Origin of the sequence: Umezawaea sp. NPDC059074, from assembly GCF_042738955.1 — a bacterium.
In the GTDB taxonomy this organism is placed as follows: domain Bacteria; phylum Actinomycetota; class Actinomycetes; order Mycobacteriales; family Pseudonocardiaceae; genus Umezawaea.
On the sequence record NZ_JBHYHC010000138.1, the window covers coordinates 1 to 23,980 of the forward strand.

The 23,980-nt window shown below is 73.3% G+C and carries 18 protein-coding genes; 11 read left to right on the forward strand and 7 right to left on the reverse strand.

Going from position 1 to position 23,980, the window contains the following annotated elements:
• Together ACFWW9_RS38370 and ACFWW9_RS38375 are read right to left on the reverse strand one after the other, a co-directional pair.
• A partial coding sequence (locus tag ACFWW9_RS38370) for an esterase-like activity of phytase family protein (RefSeq protein WP_390387407.1) occupies positions 1-1,044 on the reverse strand: 1,044 nt, incomplete at its 3' end.
• A gap of 89 nt (positions 1,045-1,133) precedes the next feature.
• Positions 1,134-2,132 carry a hypothetical protein gene (locus ACFWW9_RS38375; protein ID WP_390387408.1) on the reverse strand — a complete coding sequence of 333 codons (999 nt, stop codon included), beginning with the start codon at positions 2,130-2,132 and terminating at the stop codon, positions 1,134-1,136.
• 267 nt (positions 2,133-2,399) lie between these two features.
• Here ACFWW9_RS38375 and ACFWW9_RS38380 point away from each other — a divergent pair, with 267 nt between their 5' ends.
• The 4 genes from ACFWW9_RS38380 to ACFWW9_RS38395 all read left to right on the forward strand — a co-directional run bounded on the left by ACFWW9_RS38380 (position 2,400) and on the right by ACFWW9_RS38395 (position 9,629).
• Positions 2,400-3,206: a phosphate ABC transporter ATP-binding protein gene (locus tag ACFWW9_RS38380; RefSeq protein WP_390387433.1), complete on the forward strand. Its 807-nt coding sequence runs from the start codon at positions 2,400-2,402 to the stop codon at positions 3,204-3,206.
• A 496-nt stretch (positions 3,207-3,702) separates the two neighbouring features.
• Entirely contained in the window at positions 3,703-6,354 is a 2,652-nt protein-coding gene (locus tag ACFWW9_RS38385; RefSeq protein WP_390387410.1) for an AAA family ATPase, read from the forward strand.
• Positions 6,351-8,861 (forward strand): AAA family ATPase, encoded by a 2,511-nt coding sequence (locus ACFWW9_RS38390; protein WP_390387411.1) that lies wholly within the window; start codon positions 6,351-6,353, stop codon positions 8,859-8,861. The genes ACFWW9_RS38385 and ACFWW9_RS38390 overlap by 4 nt, the downstream gene beginning before the upstream one ends.
• An 84-nt stretch (positions 8,862-8,945) precedes the next feature.
• Positions 8,946-9,629, forward strand: coding sequence for an alpha/beta fold hydrolase (locus ACFWW9_RS38395; protein WP_390387412.1), 684 nt, complete (start codon positions 8,946-8,948; stop codon positions 9,627-9,629).
• A 4-nt stretch (positions 9,630-9,633) separates the two neighbouring features.
• Here ACFWW9_RS38395 and ACFWW9_RS38400 read toward each other — a convergent pair whose 3' ends face one another.
• Entirely contained in the window at positions 9,634-10,335 is a 702-nt protein-coding gene (locus ACFWW9_RS38400; protein ID WP_390387414.1) for a TetR/AcrR family transcriptional regulator, read from the reverse strand.
• 80 nt (positions 10,336-10,415) lie between these two features.
• On the opposite strand from ACFWW9_RS38400, the gene ACFWW9_RS38405 reads away from it, so the two are divergent.
• Positions 10,416-11,987, forward strand: coding sequence for a CocE/NonD family hydrolase (locus ACFWW9_RS38405; RefSeq protein ID WP_390387415.1), 1,572 nt, complete (start codon positions 10,416-10,418; stop codon positions 11,985-11,987).
• On the opposite strand, the gene ACFWW9_RS38410 is transcribed toward ACFWW9_RS38405, so the two are convergent.
• A complete protein-coding gene (locus tag ACFWW9_RS38410) occupies positions 11,984-12,412 on the reverse strand; it encodes an ATP-binding protein (RefSeq protein WP_390387417.1) in 429 nt (142 codons plus the stop codon). The genes ACFWW9_RS38405 and ACFWW9_RS38410 overlap by 4 nt on opposite strands.
• Positions 12,413-12,863: 451 nt before the next feature.
• Between ACFWW9_RS38410 and ACFWW9_RS38415 the strand changes: the two genes are divergently transcribed.
• The 6 genes from ACFWW9_RS38415 to ACFWW9_RS38440 all read left to right on the forward strand — a co-directional run bounded on the left by ACFWW9_RS38415 (position 12,864) and on the right by ACFWW9_RS38440 (position 19,413).
• Positions 12,864-13,967, forward strand: a complete 1,104-nt coding sequence (locus tag ACFWW9_RS38415; RefSeq protein ID WP_390387418.1) for a serine/threonine-protein kinase — start codon at positions 12,864-12,866, stop codon at positions 13,965-13,967.
• 37 nt (positions 13,968-14,004) lie between these two features.
• Positions 14,005-14,805, forward strand: a complete 801-nt coding sequence (locus tag ACFWW9_RS38420) for an FHA domain-containing protein (protein WP_390387419.1) — start codon at positions 14,005-14,007, stop codon at positions 14,803-14,805.
• Positions 14,802-15,944, forward strand: a complete 1,143-nt coding sequence (locus ACFWW9_RS38425) for a hypothetical protein (RefSeq protein ID WP_390387420.1) — start codon at positions 14,802-14,804, stop codon at positions 15,942-15,944. Before ACFWW9_RS38420 ends, ACFWW9_RS38425 begins: the two co-directional genes overlap by 4 nt.
• The gene (locus tag ACFWW9_RS38430; protein WP_390387422.1) at positions 15,941-17,557 is read left to right on the forward strand and encodes a substrate-binding domain-containing protein; all 1,617 of its coding nucleotides are present in this window, start codon (positions 15,941-15,943) and stop codon (positions 17,555-17,557) included. The genes ACFWW9_RS38425 and ACFWW9_RS38430 overlap by 4 nt, the downstream gene beginning before the upstream one ends.
• A gap of 16 nt (positions 17,558-17,573) precedes the next feature.
• Positions 17,574-18,188, forward strand: a complete 615-nt coding sequence (locus ACFWW9_RS38435) for a hypothetical protein (RefSeq protein ID WP_390387423.1) — start codon at positions 17,574-17,576, stop codon at positions 18,186-18,188.
• A gap of 61 nt (positions 18,189-18,249) precedes the next feature.
• Positions 18,250-19,413, forward strand: a complete 1,164-nt coding sequence (locus ACFWW9_RS38440) for a PQQ-binding-like beta-propeller repeat protein (protein WP_390387425.1) — start codon at positions 18,250-18,252, stop codon at positions 19,411-19,413.
• A 7-nt stretch (positions 19,414-19,420) separates the two neighbouring features.
• On the opposite strand, the gene ACFWW9_RS38445 is transcribed toward ACFWW9_RS38440, so the two are convergent.
• The 3 genes from ACFWW9_RS38445 to ACFWW9_RS38455 all read right to left on the reverse strand — a co-directional run.
• Positions 19,421-20,797 (reverse strand): hypothetical protein, encoded by a 1,377-nt coding sequence (locus ACFWW9_RS38445; RefSeq protein ID WP_390387427.1) that lies wholly within the window; start codon positions 20,795-20,797, stop codon positions 19,421-19,423.
• Positions 20,794-22,437 (reverse strand): NAD(P)/FAD-dependent oxidoreductase, encoded by a 1,644-nt coding sequence (locus ACFWW9_RS38450; protein ID WP_390387429.1) that lies wholly within the window; start codon positions 22,435-22,437, stop codon positions 20,794-20,796. Before ACFWW9_RS38450 ends, ACFWW9_RS38445 begins: the two co-directional genes overlap by 4 nt.
• Before the next feature lie 99 nt (positions 22,438-22,536).
• Positions 22,537-23,980: flavin monoamine oxidase family protein (locus tag ACFWW9_RS38455; protein ID WP_390387431.1), on the reverse strand; the 1,444-nt coding region annotated here is incomplete at its 5' end.

Genomic DNA, 23,980 nt, shown 5'->3' on the forward strand with positions numbered 1-23,980 from the left:
CTTCACGGCGATGAACTGTGTGGACTTGGCGGCGTCCAGGCCGTTGTCCGAGACGAACACCAGCGTGCGCTCGCCACTCGGGAGGGTCGGGCCCCAGGTGACGCCCTCGATGTCGTCCACGGAGCCCAGGCCGAGCTGGGACAGGTCCAGCACCAGCCGCTTGGCGATCGGCAGGTAGTCGACGCCCGCGAGCGCCGGGAACTCGCCGACGTTGGTGGCGCCCGCGGCGAAGTCGATCTCGTAGAGCTTCGCGGAGTTCGCGCCCGCCTGCTCCAGCACCAGGAACCGGCTGTCGCCCGCGAGCAGGATCTCGCCGATCCCGTTGCCCGCCACCGCGTCCGGGCGGTAGGCGAACTGCACCAGCAGCTCACCGGTCGCCCGGTCCTGCAACGTCAGCCGGGTCGCGTCGCCGTCCTGGAGGAGCGGGCCGCGCACGGCGCTGAGCACCGCCTGGCCGTCACCGGTCAGCGCGAGGCCGCTGAGGGACTGGCCGGACTTCGGGCCGACGCCCGCCGTGCCGACCTTCAGCACGTCCGGCGTGGCGTACTGGCTGACGAACGAGCCGTTCGGCCGGGCAACGCGCACGGCCGGGTCGACCAGCGAGGCGGGCGAACGCCTGCCCGCGTCGGCCCACAGCACCTCGCCCGTCGCGGCGTCGAACCGCAGGGCTTGCGGGTCCACGCCGGGGAACTGCTTGCCGTTGGCCTGCTTGAGCTTGCTCACGCCCGTGGTCGTCGGCCGGGCGCAGTGCGCGCCGGACAGGTCGATGCGGCCGGTGTAGAAGCGGGCGTTGGTCCGGTCGTCGCTGAGCAGCCGGAAGTCGCCCGTCGCCGGGTCGTAGTCCAGGCCGGTGAACCCGCCGACCCGGGTGTCCTGGTATCTGGTGCGGCCGGACAGCCTGTGCTCGCCGATCAGGCTGAACTCGTAGCCGGGCACGGAGATCGCGGCGGTGGCGGCGGGGGACGCCTGCCCGACGCCGGGCGCGCCGGTGATCAGGGTGGCGGCGAACGCCGCGGTGAGCGTGGCGAAGGTGCGTCGACGCATGGTCGGTTTTCTCCTTGGTAGGGGGAGAGAGCGGGGAACCCGGCGACTCGTGCGGTCGCCGGGTTCCGTCCTGCGCTAGCGGGGTGCGATCAGTTGCGGTCGACACCGCAGTTGGTCGAACGGCGGAAGCCCGCGGCGACGATGTCGGCGCGCGCCGTGGTGTTGGTGCAGATGTAGCCGAGGCTGCCGAACAGCGACGAGAACTTCGCCACGGTCTTGTCGGACTTGCGGATCACGTTGAACAGCGCGCGGTCGTAGGCCACGACCCCGCCGGAGGTGACGGTCTGGCCGGTCGCCGGGTCCACCCGAGCGGTCTCGGAGGCGACGGGCTTGGTGACCGGGCGGACCGAGTCGTCGACGGAGTTGACCTTGATGCCGGACACGCCGACCGCGCGGCCGACCGAGAACGGAGCGACGGCGTTCGGGTCGCCCAGCAGCGGGGTGGCGCTGTGCTCCTGCACCGGGGCGCCGCCGAAGGTGTCCTTGGCGCAGGTGCCGGCGGCCGTCAGACCGATGCTCTCCAGGAAGAACGTCCGCGTGCCGGAACCGGCCTGCGGCAGGTAGGCGGTGCGGTTGCACGCCGCGCTGCCCGCGGCGGAGCTGTAGAGGGCGTTGAGGTCGGCCGTGGTGAGGGTGGCGGGCACGGAGGTCGTGCTCGCGGTCGCGTAGGTGACGGTGTCGCGGGCGAACTCGATGAAGCCGTAGTTCGCCTCGCTGCCGTCGGCCTTGGCCTTGCGGGACGAGCGCGCGAAGTCGACGTTGTGCGCGGTGCCGTCGGCGATCAGCGTGCTGATGCCCGCCGAGGAGCCGTTCGGGCGGGTGATGGACGACGCGCCGGACTTCGGGGTGATCGACGCGGAGCCGACCGCGTCCCAGGAGTACGCCTTGTTGGCGGGCGCGGGGGACTTGGTGTTGTAGTGGGCCGTCAGCGTGTTGAGCACACCCTGCGTGGTGTCCGAGCCGACACCGACGACGTCGGTCGCCGCCGGGACGACACCCGAGGGGTCGGCCTGCGCGGTGCCCGTGAGGGTGGCGAACGTCGCGGCGGCCGCGACCAGCACCGCGGCCTTCATCAACGTGGAGCGCATTCGGAATTCTCCTTGTGCCTCAACGACTTTCTGTCCCGAGCGGGACGCTGCAAACGGTGCCGCACGGTCAGGGGGCCGTACCACCACCGCGCGGCGAAGGTTGTGCTCTCGCCCCACCCCTCGCGGATGAACGTGCACCCAACTAGGTCGAGTCCATTGTGGACTCGGTGGTGGCCATGCGGGGTGAACCCGGCGTTCACCGGCCGTACCGGTGCGCGGGTTACCGTCGCGCGCCGGAGCCCCACGTCCCGAGGAGCGCGCGTGTCGTTGACCCAGTTGGACCTGGAACCGGCGGTCGCGGGCGCGACGTTGGACGCGGTCGACGTGTCCGCGTGGTTCGGCCCGCGCAAGGTGCTGGACCGCGTCTCGCTCACCATGGCCGCCGGGACCGTGACCGCGCTGATCGGCCCGTCCGGCTGCGGCAAGTCGACCTTCCTGCGCATCCTCAACCGGATGCACGAACTGGTGCCCTCCGCCGCGCTCGCGGGCGAGGTCCGGCTGGACGGCGTGGACATCTACCAGCCGGGGCGGCGGATCACCGAGACGCGCAGGCGGATCGGCATGGTGTTCCAGAAGCCCAACCCGTTCCCCGCCATGTCGATCGCCGACAACGTCACGGCCGGGCTGAAGCTCACCGGCACGACGGTGTCCAAGTCGGGCCGCGAGGAGCTGATCGAGACCTGCCTGACCCGCGCGGGCCTGTGGAACGAGGTGCGCGACCGCCTCCGGCAGCCCGGCGGCGCCCTGTCCGGCGGGCAGCAGCAGCGGCTGTGCATCGCCAGGTCGCTCGCGGTGCGCCCGGACGTCCTGCTGATGGACGAACCGTGCTCGGCACTGGACCCCACCTCGACCCGGCGGATCGAGGAGACCATCGCCGACCTCCGCACCGACGTGACGGTCGTGATCGTCACGCACAACATGCAGCAGGCCGCCAGGGTCTCGCAGCGCTGCGCGTTCTTCCTCGCGGAGGACGGCGACCCCGGCCACGTGGTCGAGGAGGGCCCGACCGACGCGATGTTCGGCGCGCCCACCGACCCCAGGACCGCCGACTACGTCAACGGGCGGTTCGGCTAGTCCGAACGGGGATCTCGCCACTGGTGGAGGCGAGGTCGCCCGCCAGTTGATCAACCGGTACCCGGCGGAGCGGGCGTTCGGGGATGGAGTTCGCCGGATGACCACCGGGCGCCAAGAGCCGAAACCCCCCCCGAGTCGGCGGCGCCTCCCGCGGCGCGGTCCGTCGCCGAACTGGCCGCGTCCTCGACGGCGTGGAAGGTCCAGCTCGGCGACTTCGGCCGGTGGCTCACCGCCGAGCGGCTGATCCACTCCGCCGAGTTCCAGTGGCGGATCGGCCTGACCCCGGTCAGCGAGAAGGTCGTCGCGGCCATGCTCTGGCAGGACGACGCGGTCGTCGCCCACCGCCGGGGGAGCGAACGGGAGATGTGCGCCCAGGCTCAGCAGTGGGTGATCGGCGTTCTCACGGGAGGGCGCGGTACTCCCTCGTGAGTCGACCGTCCCGGAGAGGGCGGGGTAGTTTCGTCGGCCACTGCCACGAAGCCGCCAGGGGGACAGGGTGAACCGAGACGCGCTGGTCGGTCGTGACGCGGACGTGCGCGCGCTGCGCGAGTTCGTCGACCGGTGCGCGGTGGACACGGGCGTCCTGGTGCTCTCCGGGGAACCCGGTGTGGGCAAGACGGCGTTGCTGGACGCGGCCGCCGAGCACGCTCGCGCCCAGGGGATGCGGTCGGTGGCGGTGTCGGGCTCGGAGTTCGAGACCGGCATCGCGTTCGCCGGTCTGCACCAGGTGGTCAGCCTGCTGCGCGGGCGTGAGGTGACCGGTCCGCTGGCCGTCGCGCTGGGGATGGCGCGCGGGCCGCGGCCCGGTCGTGAGCAGGTCGTCGACGCGGTGCACGACCTGCTCGTCGAGGCGGGCGCCGAACAGCCCTTGTTGGTGACCGTGGACGACCTCCACTGGCTCGACCGGGTCACGGCCATGGTGGTGGACGAGGTGCTGCGGAGAGGAGCGCTGCACCGCGTCGGGTTCCTCTTCGCGACGCGGGGGCAGGCCGGTGGCGGCGAGGTGCGCGTGGTGCTGCCGGTCAGCGACGAGGCGGCCGAGGAGTTGGTGGGGTCGCGGTTTCCGGCGTTGACGCCGTCCGTGCGGCAGCGGCTCGTCGGCGCGGCACGGGGCAATCCGCTGGCGCTGCTCGAACTGCCCGCCGCGTTGACGCCCGCGCAGCGGGTCGGGACCAGCGCGGTGCCGGAGGCGCTGCCGTTGACCGAACGCCTGCGCGGCGCGTTCGCCGCACGGGTGAGCGCCTTGCCCGCCTCGACGCGGCGCGCCCTCCTGGTGGCCGCGCTGGGCGGCATCGAGGAAGACGACCTCGCCCCCGCGGAGCGCGCGGGCCTCGTCGACCGGGACGACGGCGCGGTGGTGTTCCGGCACCCGTTGACCCGGTCCGCCGTCGTGGCGCTGTCGACGACGGCGGAACGCAGGCGGGCGCACGCCCGCCTCGCCGAGCGGACGCGCGACCGGCCTGACCGGTTCGCCTGGCACCTGGCCCACGCCACCGCCGAGCCGGACGAGCACGTCGCCGCGCTGGTGGAGGAGTCGGCCGGCCGCAGTCGTGCGCGCGGGGACACGGCGGGCGCGGTGGTGGCGCTGCTGCGCGCCGCGGACCTGAGCACCTCCGGCGCCGACCGCCGTCGCAGGCTGGCCGAAGCCGCGTACCTGGGCGCGCTCGCCGACGGTCGACTGCGCCGCGTCCCAGAGCTGCTGGACGACGTGCGCGGCGGAGACGACGCCGCGCCCGACCTGAGCAGTGCGGTCACGGCGGCCCACTACCTGCTGTTCAGCGGTGAGGGCGACGTCGACACCGCGCACCGGCTGCTCGTGGGCGCGGTGGAGGCGCAGGAGCCGGACACCGCGAACAGCACGGTCGTCGACGCCGTCATCACCCTCGGCTGGGTGTGCTACTTCGGTGGTGGCCCGCGGTTGTGGGACGCCTTCCACCGCATCACCGCGGTGCTCGGCCCCGAGCTGCCCCGTCAGGTGTCGTTGCTGCGCGCGTTGTGCGCGGACCCGGTGCGCACCGCGCTGTCCACTGTGGACTCCCTGGACGCGGAGATCGCCGAGTTGGACGACCACGCGCCGGTGGACCTCGTCCGCACCGCGTTCGCGGGCGCCTTCGTGGACCGGGTGACCGCCTGCCGCGAACCGTTGTCGCGGCTGCTCGGCCGAGCGGAGCTGCCGGGGACGGTCGAGCTGCACGTGCTGTCGCTGCTGGCGTTGGACCGCTTGGCGCGAGGCGAGTGGGACGAGGCGGTGGAGTTCGCCGACGACCACGTGCGCCTGGCGGACGAGCACGGGTACGGCCTGCTCGGCTGCCTGGGGCTCTACCCGCGGGCCATGGTCGCCGCGGGTCGGGGTGACGACCGCACGACGACCGGCACGACCAACCGGGTGATCGGCTGGGCGGCTCCTCGGGGCGTGACCCTGTTGTCCCACCTGGCCGCGCAGGCCCTGTCGCTGGCCGCAGTCGGCCGGGGCGACTACGAGTCCGCCTACCGGCACGCGGCGACGGTGTCCCAGCCCGGCGAGCTGGCGTCCCACGTGCCCGCGGCGCCGTTGCTGGTGCTGGACCTCGTCGAGTCGGCGCTGCGCACCGGACGGCGGGACCACGCCGTCGCGCACGTCGCGGCGGCCCGAGACGCCCGACTGGACCGGCTCTCCCCGCGCTACGTGCTGCACGTCGGCGCGGCCGAGGCGATGATCGCCCCGGACGAGCGCGCGTTCGAGCTGTTCGACACCGCGCTCGGCAGTCCCGGAGTGGAGCTGTGGCCGTTCGAGCACGCCCGCGTCCTGCTGCTGCACGGCGAACGGCTCCGCCGGGCGCGGCTGAACCGGCGGGCCCGCGTTCGGCTGGAGGAGGCGCGGGCGATCTTCGCCGGACTCGGGGCCACGCCCTGGCTCGCGCGCACCGAACGCGAGCTGCGGCCCACCGGCGGGCACGAGTCCCGCTCGCTGCTCACCGCGCAGCAGTTCGCGGTCGTCCGGCTGGCCGCGGAGGGGTTGACCACCAAGGAGATCGGGCAGCGGCTCACCCTGTCGCCCCGGACCGTGGGCACGCACCTGCACCAGGCGTTCCCCAAGCTGGGCGTCACGTCCCGCGCCGGGTTGCGGGACGCGCTGCGCTCGCTGCCCGACGCCGAGGGCCGCCCGTGACCCACGACCTGCTCGGCCGCGATGACGACCTGCGCGTCGTGCTGGCGTTCGTGGACCGTGCCGCCGAGTCCGGCGGAGCGCTGCTGGTCGGCGGCGAGCCTGGAGTCGGCAAGACCGCGCTCCTGGAGGCCGCCGCCTGCCACGCGACCGCGGCGGGCACCGCCGTGCTGCGGGTCGCGGGCGTCGAGTTCGACGTCGACGCCGACCCGAACCCGCTGGTCGTGGCCCACGCCGCTCTGAGCCGCCTCACCGACGCGGCGGCCACGCGACCGCTGCTGCTGGTCGTCGACGACCTCCAGTGGGTCGACCCCGCGCACGCGCGGATCCTCCGCTTCATCGGGCGGAGGGTGAGCGGCACGAGGGTCGGCGTCCTCGCCGCCGCCCGTGACGGCGGTGCGGGCGAGTTCCCGCGCCACGACCTCCGCCCGATCGACGACGACGCGGCGACGTCGTTGGTGGAACGGCGTTTTCCGGCGCTGTCGGCCCGCGTGCGGCGTCGCCTGGTCCAGGACGCGCGCGGGAACCCGTTGGCGTTGCTGGAGTTGCCGATCGCGCTCGGCGAGCGGTCCGCCGTCGGCTCGCTGCCCGCGGTGCTGCCCCTCACCGAGCGCCTGCGCGAGGCGTTCGGCACGCGCGTCCGCGCCCTGCCCCCGCGAACGCGGGAGTCGCTGCTCGTGGTGGCGTTGGGCGGGGCCGGCGACGCCGAGGGTCTCGCTCCAGCGGAACGCCTGGGGCTCGTCGACGTCGACGAGTCGAGCGGCCGGATCGCGTTCCGGCACCCGCTGGTCCGAGCCGCTGTCGTGGCGGAGGCGACCGAGGAGCGACGTCGGGAGGTGCACCTGGACCTCGCCGCGGCGTGCCCCGACGACGCGGGACGGCGGGCCTGGCACCTCGCGGAAGCCGCCACGGGCCCGGACGAGCACGTGGCGACGCTGTTGCAGGAGTCCGCGCACCGGAACCTGCTCCGCGGAGCGCCCGCGCTGGCGGTCGGCGAACTCGTCCGCGCCGCGGAGCTGAGTTCCGCCGAGGAGGGGCGCGCGGGGAGGTTGGCCGAGGCCGCGTACATCGGCGCCGCCGTCATCGGCGACCCCGACGAAGCGCCGCGCCCGGTCGAGCCCGCGCGTCCGACCGCCGAACCCCCGTTGAGCGTCGTGCTCGCGACCGTGAACGACCTGCTCGACCACGACGTCGAGGCCGCGCACCGGCTGCTCGCCGCCGCCGTGGACCGGGCCGATCCGGCGGACCGGCTGCTCGCCGAGGCCCTGCACACCCTGGTGCTGGTGTCCGCCTTCGGCGGCGGGCGGGCTCACTGGGAACGGTTCACGGCCGCGTCGCCGCCCCGCCCGTCCGAACTGCTGGCGATCCTCGGGTCGACCTTCGCCGACCCCGCCCGGTCGTCCGCGGGCGTGCTCGACCGGCTCGACGCGACGATCGCCGGGCTCCCGCACGAGCACAGCCCGGTCCGGATCGTGCGGGTCGGTGTCGCCGCCTCGTACGTCGACCGCCTGGCGGGCTGCCGGGACCCGCTGAACCGCGTGGTGCGCCGAGGCGAGGACGGCGGGTCGGTCGTGTCCGCCGTGGAGGCGCTGTTCCTGCTCGGCAACGACGCCTTCCACTCCGGCCAGTGGGCCGAGGGGCAGGCGTCGGTCGAGAAGGGCCTCGACCTGTGCGCGCGCCACGGCTACCAGCTCCTGGCACGGCCGGGGCGGTTCCTCCGGGCGTTGATCGGCGCCGCGCGGGGCGAGGACGTCCAGGAGGAGGTTCGGGAGCTGGAGGACTGGGCGGACAGCAGGCGCGCGGGTCTCGTGCGGCACTACGCGCGCCACGTGGCGGCCCTCGACGCGCTCGGCAGACGTGACTTCGACGCCGCCTACCGCTTCGCCACGGCGATCACCCCGGCGGGCCGGTTCGCCCCCTGCGTCCCCCACGCGTTGTGGACGGTCCTCGACGTCGTCGACGCCGCGACGAACTCGGGCAGGCGGGCCGAAGCCCTCGCCCACGCCGTCGCCGCGCGGGAGGTCGGCGCGCTCTCGCCCCGGCTGGCGTTCGTCGCCAAGGTCGCCGAGGCGATGACCGGGCCGGACGACGAGCTGTTCGCGGACGCGCTCGCCACCCCCGGCGCGGACCGGTGGCCGTTCGACCTCGCGCGAGCCGAGTTGTACGCGGGCGAACGCCTGCGCAGGAGCGGGGACACCGCTCGGGCCCGTGCGCGCCTCGCCGCCGCGGTGGAGCGGTTCGACCGCTTGGGCGCCCGCCCGTGGGTGGCGCGGGCCCGCGCCGGGTCGCGGGCCGCGGGGGCGCGGCCGGACGGTCCCCGGCAGGGCGTCGCGTTGACGCCACGGCAGCGGCGGATCGCCGACCTGGCGGCGGCGGGGTTGACCAACAAGGAGATCGGCGCGCGGCTCTTCCTGTCGCCGAGGACCGTGGGCGCGTGCCTGTACCGGGTGTTCCCGATGCTCGGCGTCACCTCGCGGGCCGGATTGCGCGACGCCTTGGACCGCGACTGACGCCAAGTGCGGTCATTTGACGCAATCGGACCCCCGCCTGCCAGACCTACCGTCGTGGCGTCCGAACGTTCCGAGGAGGTCAAGATGAGTGCGCGCAACGTCGTGCTCGTGCACGGTGGTTTCGTCGACGGTTCCGGCTGGCAGCAGGTCTACGACCTGCTCACCGGTGACGGCTACCGGGTCAGCGTCGTGCAGAACCCCACCCTGTCGCTGGAGGGCGACGCCGCCGCCACCCGGCAGGTCCTCGACCGGCAGGACGGCCCGTCGGTGCTGGTGGGTCACTCCTACGGCGGCGCGGTGATCAGCGAGGCGGGCACCCACGAGGGTGTCGCCGCGCTCGTCTACATCGCCGCGTTCGCCCCCGACAAGGGCGAATCGGTCAACACGCTGATCGCCGACCCGCCACCCGGCGCCCCCGTGCCGCCGATCCTGCCGCCGCGGAACGGTTTCCTGTTCCTGGACAGGGAGAAGTTCCACGACTCGTTCGCCGGTGACCTCACGCCGGAGCGGGCGGCGTTCCTCGCCGACTCGCAGGTCCCGTGGGGCCTCGACGCCCTCGCGGGCGCGGTGGGCGAACCCGCGTGGCGGGTGACGAGCAGCTGGTACCTGGTCGCCACCGACGACCGGATGATCCCGCCGCCCGCGCAGCGCGCCATGGCCGAACGGGCGGGGTCGACGGTCGTCGAGGTCGCGGCCAGCCACGCCGTGTACGAGTCGCAGCCCGCCGCGGTCGCCGACCTGATCAAGCGGGCCGCGGCCGCCGTCTGACCGGTCACGCTTCCGGGGCGCCGGACGTCCGCTCGTGTCGTCGCCGGTCCAGGTCGGCGATCTGCGGGTTGGTCAGTCCGGGCTCCGGGAGCGGTGTGGGCGCCCCGCGAGCGGGCACCAGGCCGTCCAGCAGGAAACCGAGCATCCGCCGGTAGAGCAGGGGATGGGCGGACCCACCGATCTCGACCGCGGTGTGCGCCGCCATCGACAGCAGCAGCAAGTCGCCGGCGACGAGGTCGTCGCGGACCACACCGGCCTCGCGCGCCCGCCGCACCAGCTTGTCCAGGTGGGTGCCGGTGCGGTTGTGGCTGTCCTCCACCAACGTCACCAGCCGGTGGGGTGTCCGCGGCCGCGACCAGCCCAGCGCGTCGCCGGAGGAGCCGCCCAGCAGGTCGCGGAAACCGCGGTCGGCCGCCATCGTCGTGACCGCCTGCTCCAGGAACGAGGTGATGCCCGTCCACGGGTCCTCGGCGAGGCTCGCGTCGAGCGCCTGCCGCTCGGCGGCCCGGAACGCGGGCTCGTACACGTCGTGGATCAGGTCGTCCTTGGTGGCGAACGTCCGGTACACGGTCGCCACCCCGACCTGCGCCGCTTCGGCGATGTCGGACAGCGGGGCGGAGCAGCCCCGTTCGGCGTAGACGGCCGTCGCGGCGGAGAGGATGCGCGCGAGGTTGGCCTGGGCGTCGCGCCGTCGCGGCGTGCTCATCCCGCCGATGCTAGTCGGCGGGCCGCCGGGCGGGTAGCATCCGGAATAGCTATTCCGGATGGCCGGCGGGAGGACGAACCATGACGAGGTCGACGCCCGCGGGTCCGCTGGCCCGCGTTGTCGGAGCCGTGCACGGCAAGGTGTTCGGCCTGCCGCCGGCGAGAACGCCGTACACCGTCGAACGCGGCGTCCGCGTGCCCACGGCGGACGGCGCGCAACTGGTCACCGACCTCTACGCGCCGGTCGGGGCCTCCCGCGGCACGGTCCTCGTCCGCACGCCCTACGGGCGCGGGCTGCCGGAGAGCCTGTTCCACGGGCGCGCCTTCGCCGCTCGTGGCTACCGGGTCGTGGTGCAGAGCGTCCGGGGGACAGACGGGTCGACCGGGACGTTCCGGCCCATGGCGCAGGAGGCGGCGGACGCCCACGACACCGTGGCCTGGCTGCGGCGGCAGCCGTGGTTCGGCGGACGCCTCGCCACCCTCGGCGGTTCGTACCTCGGGTGGACGCAGTGGGCGCTGCTCCAGGACCCCCCACCCGAACTGCGGGCGTGCGTCGTCGTCGCGGGGCCGCACGACTTCTCCCGCGCCATCCGGGGGACCGGCTCACTGGCGCTCGCGGACTTCCTCACCTGGAGCGCCACCGTGCGGGCGCGCGGGCCGCACGCGCTCGTCTCCGCTCGACGCCGGGTGCGGGGCGCGCTCCGCGAGCGGACCCCCGAACTGGCGGCGGCCGCGGTGTTCGGCGGCGAGCGGACGTGGTTCACCGACTGGCTCGCCCACACCGACCTCGACGACCCGTTCTGGGCGGACCACGACGCCACCGCCGCCCTCGCGTCGACCACGGTGCCCACCCTGCTCGTGGGCGGCTGGCACGACGTCTTCCTCGACCAGACCCTCGAGCAGTTCCGGCAGCTCGAAGCCCGCGGCGTGGACGTCGCGCTGACGGTCGGCCCCTGGACCCACCTGGACACCGCGGCCAAGGCGTCCCTGGTGACCGACGCGGAAGCGCTGTCGTGGTTCGACCAGCACGTCGCCGGTGCGGGTAGTGCGCGCCAAGAGCCCGTCCGAGTCCACCTGACCGGCGCGGGCACGTGGCGGACCCTGCCGAGTTGGCCGCCGAGGACCGGTGACCGCACCTGGCGGCCGACCGCGAGCGGCGTGCTGAGCGAGGGGGACGGGGTCGGGATCGCGGACTTCGCCTACGACCCGGCCGATCCCACGCCGTCGCTCGGCGGACGGCACATGTCGTCCAAGGCGGGACGACAGGACAACCGTCCACTTGAGCGCCGCGCCGACGTCGTCACCTTCACCTCCGCGCCGCTCGCCGCGCCGCTCGACGTCGTCGGGACTCCGCGGGTGGAACTCCGGCTCGACGTGACGGGTTCCGACGCGGACCTCTTCGTCCGGCTGTGCGAGGTCGACACCCGCGGCCGGTCCTGGAACGTGACCGAGGCGTTCCGCCGTCTCGACCCCGGCGCCACGACGGTGGTCCTGCCGCTCGGCTCGTGCGCGCACCGGTTCCGGGCCGGGCACCGCGTCCGCCTCCAGGTCTCCGGTGGCGCGTACCCGCGCTTCGCCCGCGGCCCGCAACGCTGCCGCTACACGGTGTTCTGCGCGGACTCCGCACTCCACCTCCCCGTCGAGCAGGGTTAGCCGGAGCGCGGTTTGACCTTGGTCTCGACCAGCGGCAGCAACGCCCACACGGTCTTGCCCGTGCCGTCCACGCGGACTCCCCAGGAGGTCGCCAGTTCGGTCACCACCTGGATGCCGCGGTTGCCCCACGTGCGGTTGGCGTCCGCCATCTCGGCGGGGTGCCGCTTGTCGCCGTCGGAGACCTCGATCATGACGCCGAAGTCCGTGCAGGCGAGGCTCAGTTCCAGTGGGCAGGTGGTGTGGCGGTAGGCGTTGTCGACCAGTTCGGTCGCGACCAGCAGCACGTCCACGAGCGTGTGGACGTCGAGTCGGGTGGCGCACACGCCTCGGATCCAGCGGCGGACGTCCTGCCGGTCCGGTCTGGCCTCCAGCGGGAGCCTGCTGACCTGTGCGGTGCTCTCGGTACCGCGGGCAACGCCGGTCACATCACTCCCTGGTCCACCGCGGCCGGGTGGCAGCGTCGTGTCGAGTACACCTCAGCGTCGCCTCGAGTTCAACTCTCCTGGTGTGGCGAACCACACCGTGGCTTTCGTGGAGCGCGTGCGTGAACGGTGCGCGCGAGCGCCATTTCCCGGTCGCGCGGCGGGGTGACTCGAATGCAACTCGTTCACTTCCCATTCATCTTGATGTTGTGTGGTGAGGCATTCCGCCTGTCTCTCGGAACAACCCTTTCGAGTGAATGGTGAATGGGCGTCGAGCCGTAACGACGATCCTGACCTCCGCGACTTCCCCAGAGAAGATCGTTCCGTTGGCGCTCACCCGTTCGCCGATCCGCTTTCGGAGAACGTCGGCGCCGCAGAATCCGGGACCGGTCCCAAATATGCGGCCTTACGATCCGTGAGGTCATGACGGCCTCGCTTCGCGAGGAGTGGAACTGTGCCCGAAAAGGTTGGTCCCTATGAGATCCTCTCGACCCTCGGCCGTGGCGGGATGGGCACGGTGTACGAGGCGCTCGACGAGCGCACCGGCAGGAGGGTGGCGCTCAAGGTGCTGCCGAAGGGCGCGCTGAGCGACCCCGAGCTGGAGGAGCGGTTCCGGCAGGAGTGCGGGCTGGCCGGGCGCATCGAGCACCCGCACGTGCTGCCTGTCTACGACTACGACGTCAACGGCAGGCCCTACATCGCGATGCGCGTGATCAAGGGGACCGACCTCGCCTCGGAGATCAAGAAGGGACCGCTGCCCCCGGAGCGCGCGGTGACCGTCATGGAGCAGGTCGCCTCGGCGTTGGACGCGGCGCACCAGCAGAACCTGCGGCACCGGGACGTCAAGCCGTCCAACGTGCTGCTCGAACCGGGGTCGCGGGCGGGCGTCGACCACTCCTGGCTGTTCGACTGGGGCATCGCCCAGACCATCGACATCAGCCGGGTACCGGTGACGCGCAACGGCCAGATCGTCGGGACGCCCGCCTACGTCGCGCCGGAACGGCTGCGGGCCAACGAGAAACCCGACCACCGCGCGGACGTCTACTCGCTCGCGGTCGTCCTGTACGAGTGCTTGGCGGGCGTGAAGCCGTTCGAGAGCGACGACGACATGAACCTGCTCATGGCGCACCTCAACACCCCGCCGCCGCCGCTGCCGCCGCACCTGCCCGCCGGGCTCCAGGCCGTGGTGGCCAAGGGGTTGGCCAAGATGCCGGAGGACCGCTACCAGACGGCCCCGGAACTGGCGGAGGCCGCGCGCGCGGCGATCGACGGGACACCACCACCCCCACCGCCACCGACGCCGCCCGTGGAGGACCGGTCCGCGTGGCCGGTGGCCGCCGCGGGCGTGGGCGGCCTGGTGGTCGCGGGACTCCTCCTGCCGATGGGCCTCGTGGACGTGACGACGTTGGCCTGGGCCGGTCCGATGCTCGCGGTCGCGTCGATGGCGTTCACCGTCGGCCTCGGCGGACTGGGCCGTCAGCCGGACGGGCCGCCCGCGCTGCCGCACGACCAGACCCGCGACTTCGAGCCGGGAGGGGTCCCGCCACCCCCGCCCTAGCCTTTCCCCGACAACGCCCCTCGGAGAGGTGGACACCATGGGAACACCGCTCGGCATGTACCGCCTCGGACCGTCGACCCCCAGCCTCCTGCGGCACGAACCGCTGCTCAACGGCTCGCAGGCGCCCGCGGACACGGCCTTCGTCCTCGGCGAGGACGGCGGCTACGGCGCCGCTCCAGCCCCGGCCAACCGGCTGGTGCTCGGCCGCAACTCCCCCGACGTGCACATCACCGTCGGCATCGGCGACTGGTACGTCAGCCGCGAGCACGCGACGTTGCGCTACGCGGCGGGCCGGGGCTGGACCCTGCGCAACAACGGCAAGCTCCCGATCCGCGTCCCGGACCTCCCGCCCGTGCTGAAGGAGCACGAGACCGCGCTGCCTCCGGGCTACACGCCGCTCTACATCCAGGGATCGAGGGTGCACGTGATCGAACTGCTCATCAGCGGCGGCCGCGGCAGGCAGGAGGAGTCCCGACCCGCGGCGGCGACCCGCGACATGTCCTGGCCGCTGACCGACCGCGAACGGCTGGTGCTCGTCGCGCTGTTCCAGGACTTCCTGCTCCGGGTCGACGGGGCGCACCCGCTGTCGTGGAACCGGACCAGCCAGGTGCTCGGCGAGGTCCCCGGCCAGTCCCGGTGGACCGACCGCAAGGCCGAGAACGTGGTCGACGGCGTGCGGCGCAAGCTCGCGCAGGGAGGCGTCGACGGCGTCACCTCGGCCTCGGCCCACCCCGAGGCGATCAAGCGCAACCTGCTGCGCACCCTCCTGGACACCGCGACCCTCGTGCCCCCGGACCTGCGGCTGCTGGAGACCGGGATCGGGGGGACGGCCTCGTGACCGGCAGGACCCGATTGCTCCTCACCTCGGCGCACGGCCGGATCGCCATGATCTTCCTCGGCGTGGTGCTGGTGTCCGTGGTGGCGGTCGTCATCCTCAAGAACAACGTCGGGACCCAGTCGGGGTCGTCCTGCGACCCGAGCACGCCGACCACCGCGGTGCGCGGGGTGATCGGGTCGGAGAAGGTCGCCTACTTCGAGGACCGGGACGTGGTGGCGCGGTTCTGCCGCGCCGGGTTCACCATCAGCATCGACAAGGACGGGTCGCGGAACATGCTCGACGCGATCCAGAAGGACAGGGACGGCTACACCTTCGCGTTCCCCTCCAGCACGCCGACCGCCGAGAAGATCAAGACGACGCTCGGCGTCCACGAGCAGTTCGTCCCCTTCACCTCGCCGATGGTGATCGCCACCCACCAGCCGATCGTGGACGCGCTGACCGGGGCGGGCGTCGTCCAGAAGGCCTCGGACGGCAGCCAGGTGCTGGACATCGCCGCGCTGCTGCCCGTCCTGATGAAGGACACGCTGTGGAGCGACCTGGACAGCGCTCTGCCGAAGCTCACCGTGCAGCTCAAGTCGACCGACCCCGACGACTCCAACTCGGCGATCATGCTCCTGTCGATCGCCTCGCAGGTCGCCAACGGCGGCGTCGTGGTCGCCACGAACGACCAGCAGCAGAAGGTGCTCCCCACGCTCTGCAAGCTGATGTCCAACCAGGGCTCGAAGCTCGGCACCAGTCAGTACCTGTACGAGGACTACCTCACCAAGGGCATGGGGACGGTCCCGATGGCCCTGCTGTACGAGTCCCAGTTCCTGGACACCTCCCGACCGGAGCGGAAGCTCCCGGACGGCGCGGTGAAGATGTTCCCCCGGCCCACCACCTACTCGCGCCACACGCTGGTCCCCCTGGACGCCGCGGGCCACGGCCGCGAGATCGGGCGGCTGCTGCTCAAGGACCCGGAGCTCAAGAAGCTCGCCGCCCGGCACGGGTTCCGCGTCGAGGAGCCGCAGGCCGACCTGGAGCAGACGACCCTCCCGAAGCCGATCGACGTCGTCGACCCGCCCACGTTCGCCCGGTTGGAACCCATGCTCGCCGAGGTCAGCAGGCTCACCAAGCTCGGGAACGGGTGTGCGGGATGAGCCGCCGAGGCATCGCGGTCGCGCTGGCCGCGCTCGTCCTGGCCGGGTGCACCACGTCGGAGTCGTTCGTCACGGCGTCGTCCGGCGCGCGGGTCGAGCCCGGACCTCCCACCACGCTCCGGGTGCTCGCGGGCAGTGAGCTGGCCGACATGCGGCCGATCCTGGACGAGGCCGCCAAGGCGACGGGCGTGACCGTGGAGATGACCTTCACCGGCAGCCTGGAGGGCACGCAGACCGTCGCCGAGGGGCGGGCGGACGGCGTGCACGACGCGCTCTGGTTCTCCTCGAACCGCTACCTGGCCACGATTCCCGAGGCCAAGCAGCGGCTCGCGGGCACGGCGCGGATCATGGGGTCGCCGGTCGTGCTGGGGGTGAAGGACTCGACCGCGCGGAAACTCGGCTGGACAGGCAGGAGGGTGTCCTGGTCGGACATCGCGGCCGCCGCCGAGCGCGGTGGGTTCACCTTCGCGATGACCGATCCCGCCGCGTCGAACACGGGGTTCTCGGCTCTCGTCGCGGTCGCCTCCGCCCTCGACGGCACCGGACGCGTGCTCGACACCACCTCGATCGACCGCGTGGCGGGCCGGATGACGGGGTTCTTCTCCGCCCAGCGGCTCACCGCGGGCTCGTCGGGGTGGTTGGCGGACACGTTCCTGCGCCGGAGCACGGGGGAGGAGCCCGGTCCGCCGCTGGACGGTCTGATCGGCTACGAGGCGTCGCTGACCACCCTGAACAGGTCGGGCAAGCTGCCGGAGCCGCTCGACCTGGTCTACCCCGCCGACGGCGTGGTGAGCGCGGACTACCCGTTGACCCTGCTCGCGTCGGCGGACCCCGCCGCGCGCGACGCGCACCGGCGGCTGGCCGACTACCTGCGCACACCCGAGGCGCAGCGCGAGATCGTGGAGCGCACCGCGCGCCGTCCGGGCGTGCCGGACGTCCCGATGGCGCAGGGCCAGCCGGACGACCTCGTCGAGCTCCCGTTCCCCGACTCGCGACCGGCGATCGACGCGCTGCTGGCCGCCTACGCCGACCGCTTCCGCCGTCCCTCGCGGACGGTCTACGCGCTGGACGTCTCGGGGTCGATGGCCGGTGACCGGATGCGGACGCTCCAGGCCGCGCTCAAGGGGCTGACCGGGACGGACACCTCGCTCGTGGGGCAGCACTGCCGGTTCCGCAGCCGCGAGGAGGTGGTCCTGCTGCCGTTCGACCAGGACGTGGGCGCCCCGCTCGCGTTCACGATCGACGAGCAGGCGCCCCAGGCGTCCCGTGACGCGGTCCGCGCCGCCGTCGACGGTCTGGCGACGGGCGGCGACACGGCCGTCTACGACGGGCTGGTCGGGGCCTTCGGAGTGCTCGACGCCGCGACCGACCAGGACCGGTTCACCAGCGTCGTGCTGATGACCGACGGCGAGAGCAACACCGGCCGCGTGGCCGCGGACTTCACGGCGTTCCTCGCCACCCGCCGGACCCCGACCCCGGTGTTCCCCATCCTGTTCGGCGAGGCGGCGGTGGACCAGATGAAGGACATCGCGAAGTCCACCGGGGGCGAGGTGTGGGATGCGAGGAACGGCGAGCTGGCAAGGGCCTTCTGCCAGATCCGCGGCTACCAGTGACCGCGGGTCCGCGCTCGTGCCGCACTACCGGTCGATCGTCGTGGTCGACGTGGAGGGCTCGACCACCAGGACCAACCCGGCGAAGGCCCGGTTCCGCGACGTGCTGTACGACCTGCTCGACCGCGCGCTCGACCGGACCGGCATCACCCCCGAGCACCGCGACCCGCCGATCGACCGGGGCGACGGCGCGATCCTGCTGATCCACCCCGCCGACCACGTGCCGAAGACCAAGCTCCTGACCACCCTGCTCCCCGAACTGGCCGGGCTGCTGACCGACCACAACCACCGCACCACCGACGGGGTCCGCCTGCGCGCGGCCGTGCACGCGGGCGAGGTCCACCACGACGAGAAGGGCGCGTTCGGCGAGGCCGTGGACCTGGCGTGCCGCCTGCTGGACGCCCCGGAGCTGAAGGCGGCGCTGCACCACGCCACGACACCGCTGGTGACCGTCGTGTCGGACGACATCCACCACTCGATCGTCCGCCACCGGTACGAGGGCATCGACGCCCTGACCTTCAAGCCCCTGATCCACCTCCACCTGGCCGGAAAACCCCACCGGGGCTGGATCCACGCCCACCACGTGCCCACGACCGACGCCGTCCGCTTCCTCACCTTCCCCACGGCCGGGTGACCGGCGGAGGCGTCCGCACTTCGTAAGGAGCGGAGCCGGATCCCCTGCCTAGCATCGGGGGATGATCTCGTTGCGGCACTTCGCCGCCTTGACGCTCGTCGCCGGGTGCGCCGCCGCTCCGGCGGGGACGACGCCGAGGATCCCCTCGACCGCGCCCGCGGTCGCGACCTGGGCGCCGTGGCCGTCCGCCCTGCACGACGCGCGGCACGGGGGCTCGTCGACGGGGGACGGGCCGCGCGAGGGCGTGGTGCGGTGGCGGCGTTCGCTCGAAGGCGCGGTGACGCCGGGGCCGGTGGTGGGCGCCGACGGGACGGTGTACGCGTCGTCGAACGGTGGCGTGCTGCACGCCCTCGACCCGGTCACGGGCGCGGACAGGTGGACCTACGACTCCGGCGCCACCGGTGGTGGTGACCTGTCCGTGTCGCCCCTGGTGCTGCCCGGCGGGGTGGTCCTGTTCCCCACGCCCGGCCACGAGGTCGTGGCGCTGTCGCCGGACGGCGCTCGCCTGTGGTCCGTGCGGTTGGACGGCTCGCCGACGTCACCGGTGACGGTCGACGGGACGCGGGTGTACGTGGGGGACACCACCGGCACGGTCGCCGCGCTCGACCCGGTGTCCGGCGGTCCGCTGTGGACGGTCGACGCGGGCGGGGTCTCCTACGCCTCGGTCGTCACCGACGGCTCGGGCCGGGTGTACACGACGGTCGACTCCGAGTTGGTCGCCGTGGACGACCGCGGGACCGACGGCGTGATCGCGTGGCGGAGGGGACCGGGAGACGGGATCACCGAGGTCTCGCCTGGGCTCGCCGCGGACGGCACGGTGTTGCTGGGCACCAACGGCGACCACGAGTGGGCCTACCACCCGGACGGGTCGCTCGCCTGGAAGGCGCCGCGGTTCATCACCTACTCGTCGCCGTCGGTGACCGCGGACGGTCTCGCCTACCTCGGCGACCACGCGGGCCGGATCCTCGTGTTCGACAGCGCCACGGGGGAACGCCGTGCGGTCTACGGGCCCGCCGGCGGTCTGGTGTGGACGTCCGTCGTCGTCGACCGCGCGCACCGCGTGTACTTCGGCGGCCAGGACGGCCACGTCTACGGGTACGAGGCGCTGGGCGCGCGACTGTTCGACGTCGAGGTGGGCGGCCCGGTCGACAGCTACCCCGCGCTCACCGCCGACGGCGTCCTCCTGGTGGGCAGCCGTGACGGGGTGCTGACCGCCATCGCGTGACGCCCGCTCAGCCGACGAGCACCGGGAGGGTCACCGCGATCAGCACCGTCAGCACCCACAGCGCGGGCGCGGAACCCAGGACCTGCTCGCGCCGGGCGGTGGCGCGAGCGGCTTCCGCCTCGCTCCTGGTCACCCACCACGGGTTGGCGCGCGATTCGAGCCACTGGTAGACCGCGCCCAGCGCGGCCCCGTAGCCCAGGTGCCCGACCAGCGACGGGAACCCGGCCGCCAGCCCCGCGGCACTCCAGTCCACGTGGCCGCCGGTCAACAACGGCAGCAGGGTGAGGTTGCCGAGCACCCACCAGAAGAACCCGTAGGACACGCCCCAGCCGATCCCGGACACCGGGTCGAAGCTGCGACGGCGGAACAGCACCGCGTAGGACACGCCGATGACCTGCGAGATCACCAGGTGGACCACCAGTCCCGCGGCGGGGGAGGAGGCGCCCATGATCCGCGCCACCGTCGGCAGCGCGCCGACCAGCACCATCACGGCGGTGAACACCGCACCGCCCGCCAGTCCGGCGAGCGCGCCGTACCCGGTGGCCCGCAGCCCGCGACCGCCCGGCGCCTCGGCCTGGAAGACCCGCACGTCGTCCACGAACAGCCCTCGGGCGAGGGCGCCGAACCAGGTGAACAGCACCGCGGTGCCCGCCCCGAGCAGCAGGTAGCCGGGCAGCCGGTCGACCGCCGCCGTGGAGGCGTCCGGCGACCAGTCGAGGGATCCGTTGCGCAGCAGGGGTTCCAGCGACAGGCGCAGCAGCACCCACCACAGGAATCCGTACACGGTGCCGCGGATCAACGCCGGGCCGGTGGCTTCGGGGCGGGCGGTGAACAGCAGCGGGTAGCAGGCGCCGACCACCGCGCCGAGGACGAGCCGCCCGACGTCCGGGCCGCCGACCGCGGCGCACACCAGCCCCGCCACCGCGCCGCGGCCGACCGCGTCGACCCGCCACCGCGCCCGCGTGGCGGCGTGGTTCCGCCGCGTCAGGACGAACACGGCGGCGAGCACCACCCCGTAGCAGAGGTGGCCGAACAGGCTAGGCAGCACCGTGCGCGCGCCGGCGACGTCCCAGGCGACCGCGGTGCCGCGCAGCAGCGGGAGCAGCGTCTGAGGCCCGAGGAACCACCAGAAGGCGCCGTAGAGCAGACCCCAGAACACGGTCTCGCTCACCCGGACCCGCCTGCGCACCACCAGCATCCCGAACCCCGTGCCGATCACGACCGCGATGGCCATGTGCACGACGAACCCGACCTCCACCGAGTCGGTGCGCACGATCGAGGCCACGGTGGGCAGCATGCCGAACACGCCCATCGTCGCGCCGAACACCAGCCCGCCCGCCGCGCCCGCCACACCGCCCTCGGCGATCCCCGCCGTCCGCCTCATCGGGCGTCCACCTTGTCCGGGGCCGGGGTGCTCGTGACGACGATGTCGCGCGGGAAGGCCAGGTCGAGCGTCCAGTCGAGGAACACCCTGATCCTCTTCTCGATCCCCGGCAGCTTCGCCAGGTAGACGGCCCGCCACAGCAGCCAGGCCGCGAAGCCGGAGAACAGGCGGCCGCGGATGTCCGCCGCGGCCGTCCGGTGGCCGAGCGCGACCAGCACGCCGAGCGTGCGGAACCGGAACTCGGCGGGCTCGCGACCCGCGACGGCGGCGGCGATGTTGTCCGCCACGGTCCTGCCCTGGCGCAACGCGTGCTGAGCCGTGGGAGGACAGGGCTTCCCGGCGTTGGCGGGGTCGGGCACGTGGGCGCAGTCGCCCACCGCCCACACCCCGTCCAGGCCGGTCACGCGCAGCGCCGCGTCCGTGACCAGCGGCCCCACGTCACCGCTCGGACGCGGCAGGAGGTCGACCAGCGGGCTCGGGCGGTTGCCCGCGGTCCACACGAACGTCCGGGTGGCGATCGGCTCGCCGTCGGACAGCAGCACCCGGTCGGCCTCCGCCTCGACGACCCGCACGCCGAGCACGCACTCGATGCCGCGCGCGGTCAGGCGTTCCCGCGCGTACTCGCCGAGTTCGGCGGGCAGTTCGGGCAGGATCCGGTCTCCGGGGTGCACGAGCACGAAGCGCGACTCGTCCGGCCCCACGCCGGGGTAGTAGCGCGACACCGTGTGCACCAGGTCGAACAGTTCGGCCACCACCTCCGTGCCCGCGAACCCCGCGCCCGCGACGACGAACGTCAGCAGCCTCCTTCGCCGCTCGGCGTCCGGCTCCACGTCCGCCCGCTCCAGCAGCGCGAGCACGTGGTTGCGCAGCCGGACGGCGTCGGCGAGGTTCTTCATCGTCCACGCGTGCTCCCGGACACCGGGCAGGCCGAACGCGTGCGGCACCGACCCGGCGGCCAGCACCAGGTGGTCGTAGCGCAGGGACTCCGATCCGATGTGGACGGTCCGGCCTGCGGTGTCGACGGACTCGACGCGGCCGTGGCGGAACCGGGTGTGCGCCACCGCCGAGCGCACCGGCGCGCTGATGTGCGACGCCTCCACCGCGCCCGACGCCGCCTCCGCCAGCATCGGCGTGAACAGCAGGAAGTTCGAGTCGCTGACGAGCGTGACGTCGATCGGCGCGCCCCGCAGCGCGAGGCGCTCGAACCGCTTCGCCGCCGCCACACCGCCGAACCCGCCACCGACGATCACGACCCGCTTCGGTGGCGCCGCCTCCCCGTGGACGCGTGCCCGTGTCGGCAGCAGCGTGATGAGCAGGGCGGTCACGGCACCGTGCAGCAGATCGGCGACCAGGGCCGGGTAGGCCGACGCCGCCGCGACCGCCGACCACGTGGGCGCGTCGCCGTGCAGCAGCGGGGCCGCGGTCAAGGAGAACAGCAACCACCCCAGGACGCCGACCAGCACACCACCCGCGAGCGACACCGCCGTGTCCTGCCGCCGCGCCGCCCCGAGCACCGCGCCGACCACGAGGGAGTAGACCGCGAACCACGGCAGACCGGTGCCCAACAGCAGCCCGATCGGCACCGCGGCGACCAGCCCGGCGACCGCCCCCACGACTGTGCGAACAGCTCTGCCGCGCATCGCCCCAACGCCCTCTCGTCACCGGTGGTCTCCAGTGGAGCGTGCCGGCTCACGGGCTCGAAGATCCTTACGGAACGCGAACGGCCGGGGGTCTCGGTGTCAGTGCACGAGGGCGGTTGCCTGTTGGGCGGCGCGCAGGCCTGATTCGAAGGCGCCCTCGACGAAGCCGATCCAGCCGCTGGCGATGTCCGAGGTGGCGAAGGTCATCCGGCCGTGCGGGTGCTGGATGTCGGGGAGCTGGGTGGTGAGCTGGCCGGGTTTGCGGAGGGCCCACGCGCCTCGGGAGTACGGGTCGGCGCCCCAGTCGTGGGCGCGGAAGTCGACCAGGGTGGCTTCCGGGAGGACTTCCTTGAGGGCCAGTTCGACGGCGGAGCGGTCCCTGATGTCCAGTGCGGGCAACGCGTTGATGCCGAACATCAGTTGGCCGTCCGCCAGTCTGCCCTGCGAGACCAAGGCGGCGAACGGGTCGCCCTCGGCGCCGTTGACGACCACGTCGTCCTCCAAGCCGCGGACGTGCAGCCACAGCTTGCGCATGTTCGGGACGCCCACGCCCTGGCGCGTCGCGACGGCGTGCACGCGGGGCAGGCCGGGGGAGAACTTGATCGTCTTCCACGTGTTGACCGGCACGGCCACGACCACGGCCTTGGCGGTGTAGCCGCGGCCGAGGCCCGCGGTGACGGTGACGCGCTCGCCGTTCTGGGTGATGGCGCGGACCGGCGCGTTGAGGCAGACGGTGGCCGTGGAGTCGCCGAGGACGGCCTCGATCAGGCCCGACATGCCGGTGGCGGGGCGCAGGGTCTGGCTCGCGTACCAGTCGGTGGTGTTCCAGCCCGCCAACGCCCACCACTGGGCCAGGCTGGTCAGCGCGCTGAAGCTGCTGGAACCGCCGGACTGGCCCGCGGTGATGCCGGTGACCCAGCTCTCGTCGGCGGGGGAGACGTCCAGCTCGTCCAGCCGGTCCCGCAGCGACAGGCGGTCCAGGTCGCGGATCAGGTCCGCGCGGAACAGCGGCTCCTCGGGGAGCGGGAAGTAGTTCCGCGACCCCTCGAACAGCTTCTCCAGCAGCCCGCCCTGCCGGGTCACGAGGTCGGCGAGCGTGAACGTGCCCGGACCGTCCGGCGTGGGCATCACCGCGCGCGTCGGCGCGGGGCCGCTGACGGTCCCGATGCCGTACCGGCGCAGGGAGTCCATCACCAGCGGGTGCCCCTCGGACACGAACTGGCCGCCCATCTCCACGCTCCGCCCGGCGAAGGTGTCCGTCCACGTGCGCCCGCCGAGCCGGTGGCGCGCCTCGAGGACGAGCGTCTCCAACCCTCGCGCCGACAGCTCGCGGGCCGCGGCGGCCCCGGCGAACCCGGCGCCCACGACGATCACGTCGTAGTCCTGCCGCGCCACCGACGTGTCGTCGGCGGCGATGGTGATCCCGTTCATGGTCTTCCCCTGGTAGTGCCCCGGAACCGCCGCTCCCACAGCGCGGCACGGGACGGGTTTGCGGGCCCGAGCCCCCCGGCGCACGGCCCCGCTGGGGGACTGGTCGGGGCCG